This is a genomic window from Sorangium sp. So ce590, assembly GCF_051521365.1.
GTDB lineage: Bacteria > Myxococcota_A > Polyangia > Polyangiales > Polyangiaceae > Sorangium.
The window spans coordinates 7,331,251-7,352,007 of sequence record NZ_CP150346.1; the positions used below are offsets into that span (position 1 = coordinate 7,331,251).

General features: G+C 70.9%; 10 protein-coding genes. 3 read left to right on the forward strand and 7 right to left on the reverse strand.

Annotated elements, in window-relative coordinates; genetic code table 11:
• Window positions 1-268 precede the first annotated feature (268 nt).
• Together WMF28_RS27295 and WMF28_RS27300 are read left to right on the forward strand one after the other, a co-directional pair.
• Window positions 269-2,752, forward strand: coding sequence for a collagen-like triple helix repeat-containing protein (locus WMF28_RS27295; protein ID WP_437596255.1), 2,484 nt, complete (start codon window positions 269-271; stop codon window positions 2,750-2,752).
• A 765-nt stretch (window positions 2,753-3,517) separates the two neighbouring features.
• A complete protein-coding gene (locus tag WMF28_RS27300) occupies window positions 3,518-4,702 on the forward strand; it encodes a glycosyltransferase (RefSeq protein WP_437596256.1) in 1,185 nt (394 codons plus the stop codon).
• Between the two features lie 78 nt (window positions 4,703-4,780).
• On the opposite strand, the gene WMF28_RS27305 is transcribed toward WMF28_RS27300, so the two are convergent.
• Entirely contained in the window at window positions 4,781-5,971 is a 1,191-nt protein-coding gene (locus WMF28_RS27305) for a serine/threonine-protein kinase (RefSeq protein WP_437596257.1), read from the reverse strand.
• A gap of 243 nt (window positions 5,972-6,214) precedes the next feature.
• The gene (locus tag WMF28_RS27310) at window positions 6,215-11,059 is read right to left on the reverse strand and encodes a hypothetical protein (protein ID WP_437596258.1); all 4,845 of its coding nucleotides are present in this window, start codon (window positions 11,057-11,059) and stop codon (window positions 6,215-6,217) included.
• Window positions 11,060-11,500: 441 nt separating this feature from the next.
• On the opposite strand from WMF28_RS27310, the gene WMF28_RS27315 reads away from it, so the two are divergent.
• Window positions 11,501-12,022 carry a hypothetical protein gene (locus WMF28_RS27315; RefSeq protein WP_437596259.1) on the forward strand — a complete coding sequence of 174 codons (522 nt, stop codon included), beginning with the start codon at window positions 11,501-11,503 and terminating at the stop codon, window positions 12,020-12,022.
• A gap of 22 nt (window positions 12,023-12,044) precedes the next feature.
• On the opposite strand, the gene WMF28_RS27320 is transcribed toward WMF28_RS27315, so the two are convergent.
• From WMF28_RS27320 to WMF28_RS27340, 5 genes are all read right to left on the reverse strand, one after another.
• Window positions 12,045-13,619 (reverse strand): hypothetical protein, encoded by a 1,575-nt coding sequence (locus WMF28_RS27320; RefSeq protein ID WP_437596260.1) that lies wholly within the window; start codon window positions 13,617-13,619, stop codon window positions 12,045-12,047.
• A 513-nt stretch (window positions 13,620-14,132) separates the two neighbouring features.
• Complete coding sequence (locus tag WMF28_RS27325; RefSeq protein WP_437596261.1) at window positions 14,133-15,641, reverse strand: hypothetical protein; 1,509 nt, start codon at window positions 15,639-15,641, stop codon at window positions 14,133-14,135.
• A gap of 372 nt (window positions 15,642-16,013) precedes the next feature.
• Window positions 16,014-17,426 (reverse strand): B12-binding domain-containing radical SAM protein, encoded by a 1,413-nt coding sequence (locus WMF28_RS27330; protein WP_437596262.1) that lies wholly within the window; start codon window positions 17,424-17,426, stop codon window positions 16,014-16,016.
• Between the two features lie 172 nt (window positions 17,427-17,598).
• Window positions 17,599-18,987, reverse strand: a complete 1,389-nt coding sequence (locus WMF28_RS27335; protein ID WP_437596263.1) for a sigma 54-interacting transcriptional regulator — start codon at window positions 18,985-18,987, stop codon at window positions 17,599-17,601.
• 1 nt (window position 18,988) lies between these two features.
• A complete protein-coding gene (locus WMF28_RS27340) occupies window positions 18,989-20,491 on the reverse strand; it encodes a protein kinase domain-containing protein (protein ID WP_437596264.1) in 1,503 nt (500 codons plus the stop codon).
• Window positions 20,492-20,757: the final 266 nt, after the last annotated feature.

Below are 20,757 nucleotides of genomic sequence, written 5' to 3' on the forward strand. Positions count from 1 at the left end.
TGTGTCGTATCGACGCATCGCCCTGGCTTTTCGTGCCGGCAATTGGTGGGACTTTCGTCGAGAAATCGGGGCTGGGCAGGGGCGGAGATCCGCCTCGGAGTCGCCCTTCGTCCGATTCGCTCGCCTGTGGGCTCCACCTCATCTGAACACGACTGTGTGCGGGAATCGAGCGCACCGAAGCTCGAAATCGATAGAAAGGCGGAGTCACATGCAAAAATATCGAACGAGTGCGGTTTCTGCGGGAATCGTCGCCGGGCTTGCGGGCGTGATGGTCAGCGCAGGCGTGGGCTGGGCCGGCGAGGCAGAGCAGACCAAAGGATTCGTAGGTCAGCAGGCCTTCAAGGGAGAGCGCGGTCCTCAGGGGCCGGCGGGGCCCAAGGGCGAGCGCGGTCCTCAGGGGCCGGCGGGCCCTCAGGGGCCCAAGGGCGAGCGCGGCGAGCCGGGCGCGCAGGGGAAGGCGGGGCTCATCGGCCCTCAGGGCCTCAAGGGCATCGACGGCACGCACGGCCATCACGGGCTCAAGGGCGAGATGGGCCCTCAGGGCCTCAAGGGCGTCGACGGCGCGCGCGGTCCTCAGGGGCCGGCGGGCCCTCAGGGGCCCAAGGGTGAGCGCGGCGAGCCGGGCGCGCAGGGGCAGGCGGGGCTCGTCGGCCCTCAGGGCCTCAAGGGCATTGACGGCACGCACGGCCATCAGGGGCTCAAGGGCGAGATGGGCCCTCAGGGCCTCAAGGGCGTCGACGGCGCGCGCGGTCCTCAGGGGCCGGCGGGGCCCAAGGGCGAGCGCGGTCCTCAGGGGCCCAAGGGTGAGCGCGGCGAGCCGGGCGCGCAGGGGCAGGCGGGGCTCGTCGGCCCTCAGGGCCTCAAGGGCATTGACGGCACGCACGGCCGTCAGGGGCTCAAGGGCGAGATGGGCCCTCAGGGCCTCAAGGGCGTCGACGGCGAGCGCGGTCCTCAGGGGCCGGCGGGGCCCAAGGGCGAGCGCGGTCCTCAGGGGCCGGCGGGCCCTCAGGGGCCCAAGGGCGAGCGCGGCGAGCCGGGCGCGCAGGGGAAGGCGGGGCTCGTCGGCCCTCAGGGCCTCAAGGGCATCGACGGCACGCACGGCCTTCAGGGGCCCAAGGGCGAGATGGGCCCTCAGGGCCTCAAGGGCATTGACGGCACGCACGGCCGTCAGGGGCCCAAGGGCGAGATGGGCCCTCAGGGCCTCAAGGGCGTCGACGGTGCGCGCGGTCCTCAGGGGTCCGTGGGACCCAAGGGCGAGATCGGCCCTCAGGGCTTCAAGGGCGCCGACGGTGCGCGTGGTCCTCAGGGCCCCATGGGACCCAAGGGCGAGCACGGTCCCCAGGGTCTCAAGGGCGAGCGCGGTCCCCAGGGTCTCACGGGTGCCATCGGTCCCCAGGGCCTCAAGGGCGAGCACGGTCCTCAGGGCCTCCAGGGTCCCAAGGGCGAGCGCGGTCCTCAGGGGCCGGCCGGGCCGGTCGGACCCAAGGGCGAGATGGGCCCTCGGGGCCTCCAGGGGCCCAAGGGCGAGGTCGGTCCCCAGGGTCTCAAGGGCGAGCGCGGTCCCCAGGGCCTCACGGGTGCCATCGGTCCCCAGGGCCTCAAGGGCGAGCACGGTCCTCAGGGCCTCAAGGGCGAGCACGGTCCTCAGGGCCTCAAGGGCGCCGACGGCGCGCGCGGTCCTCAGGGGCCGGCCGGGCCGGTCGGACCCAAGGGCGAGATGGGCCCTCAGGGCCGCCAGGGGCCCAAGGGCGAGGTCGGTCCCCAGGGTCTCAAGGGCGAGCGCGGTCCCCAGGGCCTCACGGGTGCCATCGGTCCCCAGGGCCTCAAGGGCGAGCACGGTCCTCAGGGCCTCAAGGGCGTTGATGGCGCAAGGGGCCCCCAGGGGCTCCAGGGCCTCAAGGGCGAGCACGGTCCTCAGGGCCTCAAGGGCGTCGACGGCGCGCGCGGTCCTCAGGGGCCGGCCGGGCCGGTCGGACCCAAGGGCGAGATGGGCCCTCGGGGCCTCCAGGGGCCCAAGGGCGAGGTCGGTCCCCAGGGTCCCAAGGGCGAGCGCGGCCCCCAGGGCCCCGCGGGCACCATCGGTCCCCAGGGCCTCAAGGGCGTTGATGGCGCAAGGGGCCCCCAGGGTCTCCAGGGCCTCAAGGGCGTTGATGGCGCAAGGGGCCCCCAGGGTCTCCAGGGCCTCAAGGGCATTGACGGCACGCACGGCCATCACGGGCTCAAGGGCGAGATGGGCCCTCAGGGCCTCAAGGGCGTCGACGGCGCGCGCGGTCCTCAGGGGCCGGCCGGACCCAAGGGCGAGGTCGGTCCCCAGGGTCCCAAGGGCGAGCGCGGACCCCAGGGCCCCGCAGGCACCATCGGTCCCCAGGGCTTCAAGGGCACCGACGGCGCACGGGGCCTCCAGGGGTCCCAGGGGCCCAAGGGCGAGATCGGCGCGCAGGGACCCATGGGCCCCCCCGGAATCGCCAAGATCCGCGTGGTCTCCGTGACGCGCGAGGCAGGGCCGACAAGCACGTTCGTCAACGTCAAGGCGCTCTGCAACGCGGGTGAAGTCGTGATCAGCGGTGGATTCTCGATCTCCGGCGGAGCCCAGGCGACCAGCAGGGTGGTTGAGAACTCGCCGTTCGACGCCACCGACCAAGGCCGCCCGGGCTGGACCTCGACCGCCGTGTTCGAGAACGGCTACGGCAAGAAGGGGCAGACGGTGGCGCTGACCACCTTCGCGGTCTGCGCCGAGGTGCCCGAGCGCTGACGCCGAACGACCGCAGGGCCATGCTCACGTGACCGTGAGCCCCACCTCTCGACCAGCTGCCCTCTGTCCCCCCCACCACAGCCCTGAGGACAGGGGACAGCTGGCTCAGCCCCGCAGCCTTGCTCCCCACACACCGCACGGCGAGCGGCCGCGCCGCCGCCGCGCACGCCCCGCCCTCATCCCCCTCCGCCGCGGACAGCAGCGAGCTGACGCCTCCACGCCCACCAGGACCCCCCGACGCGCCCCGGATCCTCCCCACAACGTAGGACAGCTCACGCCATCGGAGCATCAGGACCCGGGTGCCGGGTGGGGCCGTGGTGCAGCTTGCACGCTTTTCGCAAGGAGCCCGGTCGGTGACATCGTGAACATTCGGCTCTTCAACGGCACCGAAAAAAATGCGCGGCTTCCGCGAGATTTGCCGGAATTCCGGCGCGTCGTGGCTGCTGCGCACGATCGCGGCGCCGCGACGCGTGGCGCCACGGCGGCGCCCTTTGTCACAGCTGTCGTCATGTGCCACAGCAGACCTTTCACGTAGTCGACTGACCGGCTGGTGAAGGCATCCCCTCACTTCAACCCAGAGGTACGAGGCATGTTGGAGAGAACCACGGAGAAAGCTCCTTGCCTCATCGACTCTGTGGTAACCTCCCCCACGAACGAGGACACGAAGGAGGGGTTTCTCTCAGGTCAGACCACATGCGTCAGAGCGCCCCCTAGAGGGAAACCATGAGTGTAGATTGCCCTATGAAGACGACCCAGCATGCACCGATGACCCGAGCGCACCACAACCGTCTTGTGATCGCGCACGTGCTGAACTCCTTCCAGGTGGGAGGCGCGGAGCAGGTCGTGGTGGATCTGGCCGGGCTGCAGCGCGCGGCGGGGCATGAGGTGATGGTCGTGGGCATCGAGACGAACCCCGATGGGCCGCGCGCGGCGCAGCTCCGGGAGCGCGACGTCGCGGTGCACATGATGCCGAAGCGCCCCGGCTTCGACCTCAAGCTCCCCGGGAAGCTCGCGGCGTTCTTCGCCAAGCATGGTGTCTCCATCGTGCACTCGCACAATCAGCTGCCGCTCATCTACGCGACGGCCGCGGGCCGGCTCCACCGCGTGCCCGTGTGCCACACGCTGCATGGCGCCATGTTCGATCAGGGCCGCAGGGCCTGGCTGCGGCACATGGCGGCCAGGTTCGCCGACGCGCACGTGGCCGTGTCGCAGCCGACGGCCGACTTCATGCTGAAGCACAACGAGGTCCCGAGCTCGAAGCTGCACGTGGTCCTGAACGGGATCGATCTCTCCCGGTTCAGGCCGGACTCCGTGGCCCGGCGCCGCATCCGGACCGAGCTCGGCATCCCCCAGGACGCGTGGGTCGCCGGGGCGGTCGGGCGCCTGTCGCAGGTCAAGAACCACGCCCTCCTGCTCCGCGCGGCCGCGGGTGTTCTGTCGGACAACGGGCGCCTCCTCCTCGTCGGAGACGGACCGGAGGCCGCCTCGCTGCGCGCCCTCGCCGAGGAGCTCGGCATCGGCGACCGCGTCGTCTTCGCCGGCGAGCGGCACGACGTGCCGGAGCTCCTCTCCGCGAGCGACGTCTTCGTCCTGTCGTCGACGTCGGAGGGGCTGCCGCTTTCCATGGTGGAGGCCATGGCCACCGGCCTGCCCGTGGTCTCGACCGCCGTGGGTGGCATCCCTGCCCTGATCACCGACGGAGAGACAGGCTTCCTCGTGCCCTCGGACGACGTCGACACGCTCGCCGCGAAGCTCGCCGAGCTCAAGGCAGATCCCCGGCGGTCCGCAGCGATGGGCAAGCGAGGGCGGAAGCTCGCGGTGGGGCGCTACTCGGCGGAGCGCATGATGGCGAGCTACATGGATATCTACGAGACGCTCCTCTCCCGGCGGGAGTCGGAGCGACGCGCCGTGCTACGGCCGAGCGAGCTGCTCGCCGGCCTGAACGCGTAGCCCGCGCGCTCAGGCGAAATGCGCGCCCCGGAGCGAGCCCGGGCTGAGGGCGGGGACCCTGGCCGCCCGACGCTCGCTTCAAGGCGCGCGGGGGATCGTCGAGAGCGCACCCGGGATCGTCGAGAGCGACGCCGGCGACGAGAGCCCCGGCGTCCGGGGGGGCCGCGTCGGGGTCTGGGGGCGACCTGACGGCGACCGCGCATCGAGCGCCCCGGGGTCGCGCACCTCCGTCGAAGGCGCGAGCGACCCCCGCGGCGGCGGTGGCATGACGGTGCTCCGGGGCAGCGGCACGAGGGTGCTCCGCGCGGGCGGCACGAGGGTGCTCCGCGCGGGCGGCACGAGGGTGCTCCGCGCGGGCGGCACGAGGGTGCTCCGCGCGGGCGGCGCGACCGCGACCGCAGCCTGCGCCTCGCGCACCGCCGCCAGCATCGACCGCGCGTCGGGCCAGCGATCCGCCTGCGCGAACTCGAGCGCCCGGTCCACCACCCGCACCACGACAGGGTGCATCGACGGCTGGATCCTCGCGAGCGACGGGATCGGGCACGTCATCCGCAGGAAGAAGAGCTCGTTGACGGTCGACGCGTCCTGCACGTACCGGTTCGTGAGCAGCGAGAACATCGTCGCCCCCAGCGCCCAGATGTCCGTCCGCGCATCGACGAGATCCCAGCGCGCGCGCGCCTGCTCGGGCGGCATGTACGCCGGCGTCCCCATCGCCCGCAGCCCCACCAGCGACGTCTGCCCCGAGGGGACCCGCAGGCGCGCGATGCCGAAATCGAGGAGCTTCACCGAGTAATCGCGCGTGAGGAAGATGTTATCGGGCTTCAGATCCCGGTGAACGACCTCGTTATCGTGCGCGGTCGCGAGCACGTCGAGGATCTGCCCGCTCAGGGAGAGGACCTCGGCAGGGGGCAGCGGGCCCTCCTGCGCCTTCCAGCGCTGGAGGAGGGTCTCTCCCTCCAGGAGCTCCATCACCAGGAAGGGCGACCCATCCTCGGTCACGTCGTCCGCGAGCACCGCCACGACCCCGGGGTGATTCACGGTGCTCACGATCGCCTTCTCGCGGAGGAACCGGGCCCGATCGACCTTGTCCCTCGCCCGATCAGGGTGCAGCAGCTTGATCGCGACCCGCTGGCCGCTCCGGTGCGTCGCGGCATACACGGCGGCCATCCCCCCGAGGCCGATCAGCGCGTCCAGCCGCCACGCCCCGTTGAGCACCGCCCCCACGCGTGCCTGCGCCCTCTGGCCATGCGTGACATTCTCGAAGTCCATGGCAGGTTCTCTCTGTGTGCCATCGGACAACCGACGCCTGGAACGGGCGGTGTCCAAAAGCAGCTCATTTCATGGAAAAATTCAGCAAGACCTGCGCCACGGCGACCCGCGTCCAGGACCGCGGGCGAACGGGTCGAGCGCATGGGGCGAATTGCCCCATGCGGCAAGATGCCACGACCCTTGCGCCGGGCCTGCCTGAGGCCGCGATTGGCCCCCCTGGCAGCGTCCGTCGCGGTATCGGGCTCAGTGGAGGCCCCTCATCGTCGGGTCGCCCAGCTTGAACGCAGACAGCGCCTGGCGCATGAAGACCGGCACGGAGACGTAGCTCTCGAGCGCGACGCAGGCGCGGTTCGAGGTGCACGTGCAGCTGTAGAAATCGCTGTAATCGTCGTCGTCTGCGGCGGAGTCCTCCTCGCAGCCGGGCACGCCGTCGCTCAGGACCTCACCGTCCGGCGTGATGGCGGCGACCGTCGGATCCCACCGCACGATCGGCTGCCCGCTCTCCGGGCTCAGCTTCACCTTGTGCCAGTCCGCCTTGCCGTCGCCGTCGAGGTCGGGACCTGCCTCCGTGACATACGCCCTGGCCAGGAGCTCATTCCCATGCTCCAGGACGCGCGCGCCGATGCCCTTCTGCACGACCTTGCCGAAGATGGTCTCGGTCCCGTACGTCTTCGCCACAAACACCTTCCCGGACGGATGGTGGAGCTCGATCCGGTTCGGGAACGCAGGATCGGTGTCTGCCCCGGTCTCCCAGACGTGCATCATGTCCAGCCACCTCTGCTTCTGGTTCTCGGGGAGGTAGAGGAGGGTCCAGGCGATGAGGAACTTCTGCTGCTCCCAGCCGATCTGCGGGTCGACGATGGCGACCTTGGCCGGGGCCCGCGGGTTCCACGGCGCGCTGTCGACCGCGCCGTACGCGCTGCAGACGATGCTCCCCGCGCCGGGGAAGCAGCTCTCCGGCCCGCTCTCGCTCCACCACGAGGTCCAGCCGAGCGCGCTGGCCGGATACCCGCTCGCATCCCGGACAGGCCGGCCGCGGTCGTCCGCCTCGACGCGCACGCCCTTGATGGCGTCGTCGCCCGTGAGGTTGTTGCCGAGCCAGCGGCGGTACCCTTCCGGGAACACGTCGGCGAGAGAGACAGCGCGGTAGCGCGCGTCGAGGAAGTCGTGCCGCGAGTCGCTGATGAAGTTGTCGACCGACTCGGTCATCAGCATCGCCACCCACGCCTTGTCGTAATAGGAGCCGGCGTTCATCGTGTACGACGAGTCGTACTCGCCCTTGTCCTCCGCGAGCGCGTTCTCGAGCGGCTTGCCGCCCAGGGCGATGTCGCCGAAATACCCTGTCGCGCCGTTCGGAACGACCACCACTGTCGCCCCGGGCTCGCCGAAGACGTCGCTCGATGACCGGAGGACGGTGTCCCCTGCCGGCAGGAAGTGCTCGCCCGGCTGCGGGCGCGCCATCTGGAGCGCGAAGTGATCGAACGCGATCCCGGCCGCGAGGATGTTCTCCTTGAAGGTGCTGCCCGCGGCGTGGACCCAGAACGTGTCGAAGTCGTAACCACGGTCCAGCGCGAACTCGCGGTAGATGTTCGCGACCAGCCCGAGGCCCTTCGCGCCGTCGCGCATCTTCGCGTTGTAGCGGTTCAAGGTCCGCTCCGACGCCGCGCGCACGCTGAAGGCCTGCCGGTCGCGGCGGTAGTTGTCGAAGATGTGATTCACCTCCTGCTGCGTGATGAAGAAGTTGAAGAGCTCGTACGCGTCCGCGCCGCTGTCGTGCCGGTACACGCTCAGGTTGCCGAGGTCGGCCCACCGGTCCGTCGCGAACCCGTAGGGCACGCGGGTGCGCCCCGCGGGATCCACCGAGGGCCCCTTCACGCCGTCCGGCGTCTCCAGCGCGCGCCACGTCACGTAATCGACCTTTTGCTGCCGGCACCGCGTGTACTTGCCGTCGACCGGCACGATCTGCCCATCGAGCACAGGGTGCCAGACGCCGTCCCGCTCCTCGTTCCAGCCCGAGGGTATGTACGCGCTCGGGTCGACCTCGACGCAGCTCCCCGGCTGGATCAGGTCGTATTTGTTCTGCAGGTCGGAGTAGTGGATGTCCTCGTCGTCGTACTCGGGCTGCAAGCCGAGGACGCCGCCGAAGTCGTCGACCTTGGCGAGCATGCCCTTGCCGCGCGGGGTCGTCGCCTTGTAGCTCGGGTCGGCGTGCACGGAGATGACGTCGCCGTAGAACATGCGGGCCGCGGCGAAGTCGTAGGCGCCGAGCCCGATGAGGTCCTGCGTGGGCTCGCCGGCGTAATCCATGGTCGACGAGTGCATGAACATCCAGAGCAGGTTCTTCCGCTCGTTCTCGGTGACGGGGTCGTAGTAGCGCGGCCCGACGCAGGCCTCGCCGTCCTCCGAGAGCGTCTCGCACAGCGTCTTCACCCGCCCGTCGTTCGTGCGCAGCTGCCAGTACTGCGGCCGGTAGCCCCAGGCGTCGGACGAGCTCACGAAGTTGTGGCGCAGGCCGACGGAGTGGCCCATCTCGTGGAGGATCACCGCGTAGTGCGCCCGCTGCGCGAGGTAGCGCCGCATCGCCTCGGCGCGCCGCACCTTCTGCGCGGCGTCTCCCTCGCCGAAGCGGCCGTGCTTGCTCGCGAATTTCTCCTCGAGGATGTCCGCCAGGTTGGCCGTCGCGAGCGGCGCCGGGGCCTCGTGCATGACGCACGCGCCGCGCTCGGCGAGCGCGAGCTCCCGCAGGTTCCTGAGCTCGCGCTGCACGCTCGGGTTCGCCCCTCGGAGCGGCGAGGCGAAGCGCATCACCTCGTCCGTGAGCGGCAGCGCCTCCACGCCGGTGAGCTCCTGGATCATCTTCGTCGTGAGCTCGGCCTCCAGCTCGGTGCCCACCGCGGATCGGCGGCGCGCCTCGTAGACCGCGCGCATGCTGTCCGGCGCCGTCGCGTCGGCCGCGATCGCGCGCACCTCCTTCGAGAGCCGCCGGAGGCTCTCGCGCAGCGCTGGATCGCGCGCCATCTGGCCGGACGCGTCCTCCGCGCCCACCCCGGCGGACCGGGAGATCCGCCGCGCGATCTCCTCGCGCGTGAGCCGCGGCAGCGCGCCGCCCTTCGACGCGCCGTCGCTCGCCTGCGCCCAGTCCCGGACGTAGTCGCCGTCGGTGACCTCCTCGGTCTTCAGCTCTCCCTTGATGTAACGGGCCGTGTCGACGACGCCCTGGCTCCACATGTCGCTGACGTGCGTCCAGACGTTGATGCTCGACGCGATCTTCTCGCCGGTGAGCGGGTCTTCCGAGTCGCTGTAGATGCCCCAGGCCGAGGGCGATTGCGGCGCCTCGAAGTTGTTGATCTGGTGATAGCGCAGGTCGCCGATCCGCGCGTTCAGCGCCTCACGGCACGCCTTCATCAGCGCGGGATCGCGCCCCGCCTCCTTGCGGCGCTCGTCGCCGCACATCCTGGCGGTCACGCCCTCCGGGAGCCGGGGGCCGCCGCACGCCTCCGGGTCGGTCGCCTCGACCGGGCTATGACAGACAACGATCGCCTCGGGCATCTTGGCGAGCGCGACGACGCCAGGCGCGTAGCCGCGTCGTTTTCCGAGCTCGTCGGCCAGGGCGTCGCACCCCTGCCCCTCCCGCGCCCCGCCGCGCCGGCACGCGTCGACCTCGCGCGCGAGCGCGATGGCGTCGGCGCTGTCGTCCATCTGCCCGTCGTAGATCGGGAACTCCGCCCTGCAGCGCGCCGCGTCGCCCGCCGTCCGGACGCACTCGGCGTACCTGGCGGTGACGACGGCGCTGCGCAGGGCGACATCCCACTCGTGGGCTGCCCAGTCCGTGGCGTCGAAGTAGTCGGGGTGGCTGCTCGACGTCACGTACCACGGCTGCGGCACGGCCTTCCGCCGCTGGTACGGCAGGGTGCATCGCTGCTTGAAGGTGTCGCACCGCGAGCCGGGGCCCACCGTCACCTGCGCCCCCTCCTGGTCCATCATCGCCCCGGTGACCGCCTCGCACTCGTCCTCGGTCCCGTTCTTGTCGTCATCGCGGTGCGGATCGGCGGAGGCGGGGGTGGTCTCGGGCGTGAAGCAGGGGATCTCGCCCGTCATGCGCTCCGGATCGGCGTAGTAGTGGCTGCGTTCCCAGAGGTTGTACCGCGTGATCATGCGGTGCCACTTGGCGTCGCTCATGCCGTAGTTGCGCGCGTAGCCGAAGCGCTCTCGCACGAAGGGGCCGAACGCCCGGAAGCGGTAGCCGTCCCACTCGGCCGGCTCGTAGTCCCGCTCGACGACGCGGCGGAAGGACTGCCGGAGCGTGACCTCGACCGGGTTGCAGGACCCCACCGGCGCGGTGCCGCCGGGGAAGTCCGCGTCGAGCATGCAGGCCGGGAAGCTGTCGATGCCCCACCCGAGGTGGCTCAGATCGATGAGCTGCGGCATCGCGAAGGCCTTGTTTGTGACGTCGAAATATCCCGCCTCGGGGTCGAAGTGGGGCGCGTCCGGGTGGCTCGGGTCGCTGACGTAATAGGAGAGCGGCTCGTACTTCACGCCGCCGTAGACGCCGATGAGCGACAGGGTATCGAAGTCGTAGGAGTCGACGTTCAGGTTCTTCGACCAGTCGACCCGCAGGTACTCCCGCGCATACCAGGGACGGTCGGTCGTGTTTTCGACGACGACGTTGCTCTCTTCCCCCGTCGCCCGGTTGTAATCGCGCTGGACGTCGAAATGCGAGAGGATCTTGTACGCGACGGCCACGACACCGTCGTCCGTGGCCGCGCCGGCTCCCTTGCCGTCGGTGTCGTTCACGCGCTCGTAGGTGAGGCGCCCGATCAGGAGATCTTCCTGGATGATCCACTTGATGCGCGCGACCTCCGCCTGCGCGTACGAGGACGAGAACAGCCCGTCCTGCGAGGCGCCGTAGCCCACGTCGACCACCGTGGTCCGCGTCCAGAACTCCGGATCGTCCTCTTTGCTCTGCAGATCGGCGCCGACGAAGAACGATTTCGCCAGCGCGTTCGCCTGCACCTGGCTGATCGGCGCCCGCTCCTCGGCGCAGCCCGCGCTCAAGCCCACGGCTGCCGCGAGCAGTGCCAGTCTCACGATCCAACTCATCGCAGAGTCCTCCTCTTGCAGCTCGGTCCCGAGCGCGCGTGCCCCCATGAGAACCTCGGCGTCCGCACGCGATCTGCCGTGACGGCCGCCCCGGTTGCGCGATTGGCGTCTCTGCTCGCCCTCACCGGGGCTGCGGCACATCGCGTGCCACGCGCCTCAAAGCGCCCTTGTTCGCAGCAAACCCCTGCTCGTACGGTGTCTCGTCGACCTCCGCCGTGCGACCGCGCGGCGCCGCCAGCGTTAGCGGACTGACGCCTTCGCCCGCCCGCTCGCGGAACGTCCCAGGCGAGTCGGCGGGGGCCCCGCTCCGCCCCACGAGCCTCCGCTCCGGGGGCCGAGCAGCCCGGCTCCCGCTCCTCCCCTCCGCCTCCCCTCGCCTCTCTCCGCCCGCTGCGGTATCGACAACCTCACCCGACCGGGAGGAACACCTTGCCTGAGGGAGACGTCCTGCTCTCGAACGCCGACGGCGCCATCCGGGCGCTCGGCCCCGCCGTGCTCGTCTGCGAGTGCCATGGCGACGGCATCGACCTCGCCGTACGTCGCGTCGCCGCGTTCGCGCTGACCGCCTCGCTCATCATCGTGGGCATCGTGGCGGCGCGCGCGGCCCCCTTTCCCATCCTCTTCATCGCGGTCACGTGGACCGCAGGGGCCACCGCGGCGCTGCTCGTCGTCCGGCGGCGCCGCCGGCGCCACGGCCTGTTCCGCCTCGACTTCGAGCGGGCCGAGCTCGTCCAGGAAGGCCGCGGCTTCCGGCGGGTCTTTCCGATCCAGGCGATCGTCGGCATCTCGACCCCGCCGGCCTGGGACGCCGAGGTCGACGAGCCGGGCCTCGCGCCGCGCTGGCTGCTCCTTCGCCTGTCGACCGGGGAGCAGCTGCGCCTGGGCAGGGCGCCCGCGTACGCGCTCGGCCCCGCGCTCGCCTTCCTCAAGCGGGCCGGCGTCGAGGCGTGAGGCCACGCCCGCCGCCGTGCCGTCAGGGCCCGGACAGGCTGGGGTAAGCCGGACCGAATTCCCTGACCATGGTCCGGCTATCCGAGAGGAACGGCGTCTTCATCGCCTCGTCCTGGTAGATCGGCCTGACGATGCAGGTGTTGCTGCCGCCGCACTGCCCCGGATCGGGCTTGGGGAAGAGCACGTCCGCCACGAGCCAGAACCTGTCGCCCGAGTCCTCCGGGAGGAACGAGACGGGCTGCTCCGGGTCGTAGAAGCCGGTCGGCCCGAGGTCGGCCCCGAGCTCGCCGTTGCAGAAGATCTTGACCCGCGGGTGCACGTCCGTCGACGCGGTGCCGCCGAAGTAATGCACGGCGATCCGCATCCAGCCGTCCTTGGGCGGGAAGTCGACGTTGATGTTCTCCGGCGCGCAAAAATTCGGATTGTCAGGGTCGGTGATGCGATGAACGCAGGAGATGTTGTCGAGGTCGAGCCGCGGGTTGTGGCACCCCTGGCCGTTGGCGCGCCACGCGTCCCCCACGCCGCGGGGCGCGTAGAAGCACGTGTTGTTGGCCTCCTCCAGATCCAGATACCAGTTCACCGGCTCGGGCGGCGTCGCCCCGTCGTCGAACCAGCGGATGGACGAGCCGCCCAGGAAGCCGTCGAGCGTGCAGTTCCCGTAACCGCACGCGACGCTCGAGCCGCCGATCGTCCAGGGCTGCGTGTTGTTCGGCTTGTGGAGGTAGAGGTCCAGATCGACGCTGGCCCGATCGTGCTCCCACTCGAGCTCGACGCGGAGGCCGCGGGCGCCGACGAACAGCGGGTAGGCGCAGGTCGCGGTCTCGCCGCCCGCCACGCGCTTCGTGTACGTGACCGTGTACTCGCCCGACTGCAGCGGCTTGAAGTCGTCCGCCGGATCCGTCCCGCCCACCGAGGGGCACGGGTCCACGCCCGGTGGACAGGCCACCGTCCAGACCTCGGAGCCCGCGAGCGCATCCTCGCTGAACGACCCGGTGCCCTCCTTCAGGTCGACCTTCGCCAGCGGAGCCGTCTGCATCGGGTGGCAGCCCGTGCCATCGTTCATGTGGCAGCTCTCGTCCGCGTGCACGCCGCCAACGCACGAACCCCACGAGCCCGTCTCAGCGCAGAGCTGGGTCCCGGGGAAGCACCCCGGGCTGTGCCGGAACGATGGGTCGCCGCGAAAGCAGGAGTGCGCCTGGCCGGGGATGCACGGGCACGTCTCGTCGATTTCACCGTCGCAGTCGTCGTCGAGCCCGTCATGGTCCACGCCGAGCTCATCCACGCCGCAAAGCTCCGTCGGGCCGCAGGCGCTCCCGCACGGGTTGACCTCCACGTGGGGCGTCTCCTGGGTCGACCCCCCATCGATGTTGATCAGACCGCCGAAGCCCTCCGACGCGCCCGTCGGGCCGCCCGCCCCGTCCCCGGCGGCGCCCGCCCCGCCGGCGCCGCCCGCCCCGCCGGCGTTCGCGCTGCCCCCCGTCGTCCTGTCCAATGCGAACCGCTCGCCCTCGGCGCTGCAGCCGGCCGCGATGCCGGCGCCCGACGCGGCGGCTGCGAGGACGACCGGGAACACGGAGAGGACACGAAGACGAGACATGATACCTCCACTCGGGGACTTCGGCGCGGGATCGCAGCGGGCCTGCGTCCGCTCAGCACCACAGCGAAGAACACCGTTGGCAAAGCGGCGACGCTGCAGCCCGGCGACACGCGAGAATGCGCGCCCAGGGATGGCAGACCACGAAGCCTCGATCCTCTTCCGGTGAGAGCCGGAACCGGTGTGCGGGCTCGACAGGTGACGTGCAGGACTCACCGGCTCCCTAGCATGGTTCTCCGGCCGGCGTCGGAGATAACGAGCAGCCGGGAGCCGGAGAAGCGCGCTCTCCGGAGGCGCCGAGTCACGCAAATCACTATCCAGTCAATCATTACAGGGTTATTGCCTGCCGTCAGGCGCGCCAGCGCTCCGTTCCGAGCGCTCGAGCCCGCCGGCCCGCGCGCCGCCAGCCGCAGCGCCGGAGACGCAGCGGAAGCGCTCGCTCGATCGCGGCAGCGCCCGCTCGAGCGGCGGAGGCTGCGGTGGTCCGGATGCGGGGGCGCCCGTCGCGCCCGCGGCTCAGGGCAGCTTCGGGTAGGCTGGACCGAAGCTCGTCTCGACGTCTTCCTCGGTGGTGAGCAGCGGCGTCTTGCTGCCGGTATTCCGGTAGATCGGCTGGACGATGCAGTTCGCCTGACCGCACTCGTCCGACTTGGGGAAGAGCACGTCGGCCACGAGCCAGAACGTGTCTCTCGCGCCCGCGGGCGCGAAGGTGACGGGCCGCTCGGGGCCGTAGAACCCGGTGGGCCCGAGATCGGCTCCGAGGGCGCCGTTGCAGAAGATCTTGATCCGCGGGTGGATATCGCCGGGCGACGCGCTTGCGCGATAGTAATGTACGCCGATCCGCATCCACTGGTCCTTCGGCGGAAAATCGATGTTGATGTTCTCGGGGGCGCAGAAGCCGGGGTCATCGGGGCTGTCCACGGTGGGATCGCACTCCCCCCTGTTGTCGAGGTCGAGCCGCGGGCTGTGGCAGCCGAGCCTGTGCGCGCGCCACGCGTCCCCCACGCCCTGGGGGGCGTAGAAGCAGCTGTTGTTGCTCTCCAACGGGTCGAGGAACCAGTTCACCGGATCCGGCGGCGTCGCGCTGTTGGTGAACCAGCTGACTCCCGAGCGCTTCACGAAGTGCTCGATTGTGCAGTTGTTCCAGCCGCAGTCCTCCGACGAGCCCGAGGTCGCCCAGGGCTGCGTGCTGTTCGGCCTGTGGAGGTGCAGGTCGAGATCGACGCCGCCGACGTCGTGCTCCCACTCGAGCTCGACGCGCAGGCCGCCCGCGCTGACGAAGAGCGGATACTGGCAGCTCTGCGTCTCGCCGCTCGCGACACGCTTCGTGTAGGTGACGGTGTACTCGCCCGATTGCAGCGGCTTGAAATCGTCCGCTGGATCCGACCCGTCCACGCCGGGGCACGGGTCGATGCCCTCGGGGCATTCGACCGTCCACACCTCGGAGCCCGCGACCGCATCCGCGCTGAAGGTGCCGGTGCCCGGCTTGAGGTTGACATCGGCGAAGGGCGACGCCTGGATCGGGTGACACGCGGCGTCGCTGTTCGCATAGCAGCCCTCGTCGGCGTGCACGCCGCCGAGGCACGGCCCCCACGTGCCGGTCTCGCCGCAGAGCTGGGAGCCGGGGAAGCAGCCCTCGGCGTTCCGGAACGACGGGTCCCCGCGGAAGCAGGAGTGCGCCTGGCCGGGGAGGCAGTGGCAGTCCTCGTCGATCTCACCGTCGCAGTCGTCATCCAGGCCGAGGTTCGCGCCGGCGCACAGCTCCTGCGCGCCGCACGCGCTCCCGCACGGGTTCACCGTCACGACGTCGGGGGGCACCTGCCCTCCATCGACGTTGAGCAGCCCGCCCGCCCCGTCCGCCTCGTCCACCCCGCCCAGGCCGCCGGCACCCCCTGTGTCGTCACCTCCGCTCGAGTCGCGCCCGCCGGGATTGCCCGTCGCGCTACAGCCGACCGCGATGCCGGCGCTCGACACCGCAGCGCCCGCGATGATGAGGAGCGAGGAGGAGAAACGAAGTCGACCCATGAAACCTCCATTCGAGGGCAATGCGGTGACCCAGCGGGTTAACCCCCCGCCCGCCACCCCCGGCATTCCACAGCTCACACGAGCGTAGCAAAATCAGCAAGCGACAGCTGCACTGTAGCGCAGCAGGGAAACGAGGCCCTCGCATCGCGCGCCGCCGTCGATCCGAGCGCCGTCGATTGGCTACATGTCAGGCGAGCCGGGGCGTTCGGCGAGCCGCAGGCCTGGCCGCCGACACGTGGCGTCCTGTCGCGCCGAGGAGCGGCGCGCTGGAACAGCGCGTCACCACGGGCCAGGAGAGTCCTGTTGCATTGCGTTGCAGCTTGCAGGACGGCGCCATCAGGACGGACGCGCGCCCGCTGACGAAGGGGCACTCTACCCGAGGATCGGCAGCTGCCTGCTGCCCTTGGCCCTCGTCGGCTGGGGCTGCTGCGGCTCCTGCTGCGGCTGCGTCGCGGGCGGAGCGGCGGTGTCCTCGATGTGCACGCCGGACCGGAAGCGCTGCTCTCCCCCCGCGATCTTCCGGTGCGCCAGCGAGTGCTGCATGAAGTTCAGCGGAAAGAAGCCGGCCAGCTGAATCCAGCTCGACTGCCGCGTCAGGGTGAACCTGCGCCAGATCGAGGACGGCGAGTAGAATTTCGTCCATGCCGACACCCAGCCCTCCCGGAGCCGCTCCCGGGACATCTGCTTGGGCACGAAATAGGGTGAGCCGGCGTCGTGGTCGCGGCGCAGCCACCAGCGCTCGTCCGTGAGGCGGCCCTCCGCCTTCAGGCGGCGGTACAGCTGCGTCGCCGGATACGGGGTGAGGATGGCATACAGCGCCATCGTCAGCTTCATGTCGATGCCGAACTCCACGGTGCGCTCGAACACCTCGGGATCGTCCGTATCGAACCCGAAGACGAAGCTCCCCCAGACCGAGATGCCGTGCTCGTGGAGCATCGCCATCGTTTCCTTGTACTGCGAGGGCCGGTTCTGCCGCTTGCCGGTGAACTTGACCGTCTCCTCGTCGATGCTCTCGAAGCCGATGAAGAGCGCCTTGCACCCGCTCTCGGCCATGAGCTTCACGTTCTCGAGGCGCTTGACCGCGGCGAGCGAGCACTGGCCAATCCAGTGCTTCTTCATCGGCGCCATCCGGGTGAACAGCTCCTTCGAGTAGGCCCGGTGGATCATCACGTTGTCGTCCGCGAACATGATGAGCTTGCCGAGCGTACCGAGCTCGCTCAGCACCTCGTCGGTCGGGCGGAACCGCATCGTGGTGCCGTTCGCCGTCGACACGCTGCAGAACTCGCACGGGTACGGGCAGCCGCGCATCGTCTGCACGACCTGGAACGGGATGTACTTCTTGGAGGTGAACAGGTCGCGCCGCGGCGGGGGCCTGCCGGCCAGGCTCGGCAGCTCGGGGCGGTAGATGGGTTTGAGCTCGCCGCGCTTCGCGTCCGCGAGCAGGACGGGCCACGCGTCCTCCGCCTCGCCGACCACGACGGCGTCCGCGTGCTGCATGGCCTCGTCAGGACAGGCCGTGGGGTGGATGCCCCCGAGCACCACCTTGACGCCGCGCCTCCGGTAAGCGGCGGCGATATCGTAGCTCCTGCGGGCGGTCTTGCTGTCGACGCTGATGCCGACGAGATCGACGTCCTTGACGTCGCGCTGGAGGTCGAAGGGCTGCACGACGTCATCGGTGTAGATGACCTCGTCCTCGGGGGGCGTGAGCGCCGCGAGGGTGCCGAGCCCCACCCGGGGCAGGTAGGCGGAATCTTCGCTTGCCGTGGCGATGAGCTCGATCTGCATGGCCGATCGTGTTTATCACGGCGCCGGGCCGCGCCGTACCTCCCGCGCGGCGCGCGCCGGCAAGGCGAAGAACTTCGTGCTGGCGGCGCTGGAGCGCGAGGCGTCCCTGCGTCCGGCAAGGACGACGAGGCCGCGGCGGTGTGACGCTGGGGTGAGCCGCGGCGCCGGCCGCTCAGTCCTGCTCCTGCTTCGCGCCGATGCCGTGGCGGCGGAGGTAGGCCCGGACGTGCGCCCGCTCCATGCCCGCGCGCCGCGCCATCTCGCTCACGTTGCCCTTCGCGTCCTCGGACAGGGCGGCGAAATAGTCGCGCTCGAACCGCGCGAGGACGTCGCGCTTCGCTTCCTGGAACTGGCGGCCCTTGAGCGAAGCGAACGAGCTGTTGAACGAGCCGCCGCCGGCCGGGTGGATCGACGGCGACGAGTTGCCGTGCACCGGCGTCTCGGTGAGCGCGCCGAGGTGCGCCGCGACGTCGATCTCCTCGCCCTCGCCCGCGAGCGCGAACGCGACGGCGACCGCGTTCCTGAGCTCGCGCACGTTGCCCGGCCAGTCGTGGCGCATCAGCCGCTCGAGCGTGCTGTTCGCGATGCGCTCGTAGGCGCTCTCGTCGCCGAGATCCTTCAGCATCCGGCGGACGAGCACCGGGATGTCCTCCACGCGCTGCCGGAGCGCCGGCAGCTCGATCTTGATCTGCGCGACGCGGAAGTAGAGGTCGCTCCGGAAGTTGCCGCCGTTGACGGCGCGCACGAGGTCGCGGCGCGTCGCCGCGAGCACCCGCACGTCGACCTCGCGGTAGCTCGACCCGCCGACGCTCTTGATGCGGCGCTCGGCGAGCGCGCGGAGGAGCTTCGGCTGCACCTCGAGCGGCAGCTCTCCGAGCTCGTCGAGGAAGATCGTGCCGCCGTCCGCCTCGAGGAACGGCGAGAGGCGCTTGTCGACCGCGCCGGTGAACGCGCCGCGCTCGTGGCCGAACAGCGTCGCCTCGGCCAAGGTCGGCGGGATCGAGCCGCAGTCCACGACGACGAACGGCTTCTTCGAGCGGGCGCTCGCCAGGTGCAGCGCCTGGGCGACGAGCTCCTTGCCCGTCCCGGTCTCGCCCGTGATGAGCACCGTGAGGTCGGTCGGCGCCATCTTGGAGAGGCGCTCGAAGATGGCGCGCATCCCGGGGCTGCTGGCCACGAGCGGGCCGAACGACGGGATCGCCGAGACCGTGATGCGCTCGGGTCGCAGCGGCTCGAACTGGATCTCGGTCTCGCCGAGCCGGAGCTTCGTGCTCGTGAGCAGGTAGATGTCGCCGACCCGCACGCCGCCGACGAACGTCCCGTTCCTGCTGTCGAGGTCGCGCACGCGGACGCCCTGCTCGGTGGCGACGAACTCGGCGTGCACAGCGCTCACCTTGGCGTCGTCGACGACCAGCTGGCAGGCCGCGTTGCGGCCCACGATGACGGGATCGGTGCCGATCTCCAGCCACCCGCCGCCGCGAGCGGCCGACGACTTCGTCGGACGGATACGCCCGCCGCGCACCTCGACCCTGTTCTTCGTGCCTACCGTGGCGTCGAGCAACTCAGTTCCTCTCTGTCTTGCGGCGCGAAGGTGGGCCCTCCGGCCGGGGAATCTCTGCGCCCCCCCTCCTGCTCGGCGGCGCCGGGGGCACCGCGCCTCCGGCCCGGCTCGGCGGCGCCGGGGGTGCTGCGACCCCCGTCCTGCTCGGCGGCGCGGGCGGTGCCGCGACCCCCGTCCTGCTCGGCGGCGCCGGCGGTGCTGCGACCCCCGTCCTGCTCGGCGGCGCCGGCGGTGCTGCGACCCCCGTCCTGCTCGGCGGCGCCGGGGGTGCTGCGACCCCCGTCCTGCTCGGCGGCGCCGGGGGTGCTGCGAGCCCCGTCCTGCTCGGCGGCGCGGGCGGGGCCGCGACCCCCGTCCTGCTCGGCGGCGCGGGCGGTGCCGCGACCCCCGTCCTGCTCGGCGGCGCCGGCGGCACCGCACCTCCGGCCCGGCTCGGCAGCGGCGGGGGCGCCGCGATCCCCGCCCTGCTCGGCGGCGGCGGCGGCGGCGGCGGCGGCGAGGTCTGGCCGACGTCGGCGAAGCCGCCGTTCTCGGTCATCGTCGGGGGGCCGTCGACGACCGTGGGGTTGTCTTCCAGAAACGCATCGGGCAGCTCCGACGGGTACCGGCTCCGCTGCGAGCGGCGCATCGCGCGCGAAATGTTCACCGGCTGGATGGCGCGCCAGCTCGCGAGCGCCTCCGCCGCGGTGCTGAAGCGCCCCTCGCGCCGGCGATCGAGCGCCCGCTCGAGGAAGCGCTCGATGCCCACCGGCCACTTCTCGCCGGTCGCCTCGGCGAGCGACGGCGCCGGGCGGTCGAGCTTCATCGCGACGAGCACCGCGGCCGTCGCGCCCTCGAACGGCAGCCGCCCGGACAGGGCCCGGAAGGCCACCGCGCCGACCGCGTAGATGTCAGCCCGCTCGTCGGCCCGCGCGGCGCCCCGCACCTGCTCCGGCGCCATGTACGCGAACGAGCCCAGCGTCGCGTCGAAGGCCGTGAGCGTCGGCTCCTCCTTCTCACGCCGCGTGAGCTTGGAGATGCCGAAGTCGAGGATCTTCGCGCGCTCGCGCCGATCGGGCAGGCCGAGGTGCTCCAGGTAGATGTTTCCAGGCTTGAGATCGCGGTGAATGACCCCGGCGGCGTGCGCCGCCACGAGCCCCTGGATCACGTCGTCGATGATCGGGCCGACCTCGCTGAACGGCAGGTACTGCTCGCGCTTCAGCCGATCCGCCAGCGACTCGCCGTCGAGCTGCTCGAACACGAGCAGGTGCGCGCCGTCGTTCGCCTCTCCGACGTCGAGCAGCTGGCAGACGTACGGGCTCTTGATGGCCGAGGCGATCTTCGCCTCGCGGTCGAAGCGCCGCACGAGGTCGGGCTTCATCGCGGCGCGCGCCAGCAGGACCTTGATGGCCACCTGCTGCATGTCCGATTCCCGTGTCGCCGCCCAGACTTCGCCCATGCCGCCCCGCCCGAGTAAGCGGGTGACACGGTAACCAGCAACAAGGTCGCCCGGGTGGATCGCCACGTAACCTGGATCGGGACCGTACCACCGCGGACCCAGAACAGGTGAGAAAAAAGCGAGCGCCCAGGTAAACCCTGTGATTCCCGGAGCGAGCAGAACCGATCACGGAGCGGCACCACATCGCGCGCGGAGCGACGGCTCGCCTTGGTTCGGTGGACCACACAACGGCCGGCGCGGCGCGCCCTCGATCCGGCGTGGCGGCGGGGCAGCGTGGCCGCGGCTCGGAATCCCGGGAGGAACTCGAGGGGCCGCGGCACTAGCCCGATGCG

Excerpts from the sequence above, each read along its gene's own strand:
- WMF28_RS27295 (WP_437596255.1), top strand. The coding sequence starts at position 269 with ATGGTCAGCGCAGGCGTGGGCTGGGCCGGCGAGGCAGAGCAGACCAAA.
- WMF28_RS27300 (WP_437596256.1), top strand. The coding sequence starts at position 3,518 with ATGACCCGAGCGCACCACAACCGTCTTGTGATCGCGCACGTGCTGAAC.
- WMF28_RS27305 (WP_437596257.1), bottom strand. The coding sequence starts at position 5,971 with ATGGACTTCGAGAATGTCACGCATGGCCAGAGGGCGCAGGCACGCGTG.
- WMF28_RS27320 (WP_437596260.1), bottom strand. The coding sequence starts at position 13,619 with ATGTCTCGTCTTCGTGTCCTCTCCGTGTTCCCGGTCGTCCTCGCAGCC.
- WMF28_RS27325 (WP_437596261.1), bottom strand. The coding sequence starts at position 15,641 with ATGGGTCGACTTCGTTTCTCCTCCTCGCTCCTCATCATCGCGGGCGCT.
- WMF28_RS27330 (WP_437596262.1), bottom strand. The coding sequence starts at position 17,426 with ATGCAGATCGAGCTCATCGCCACGGCAAGCGAAGATTCCGCCTACCTG.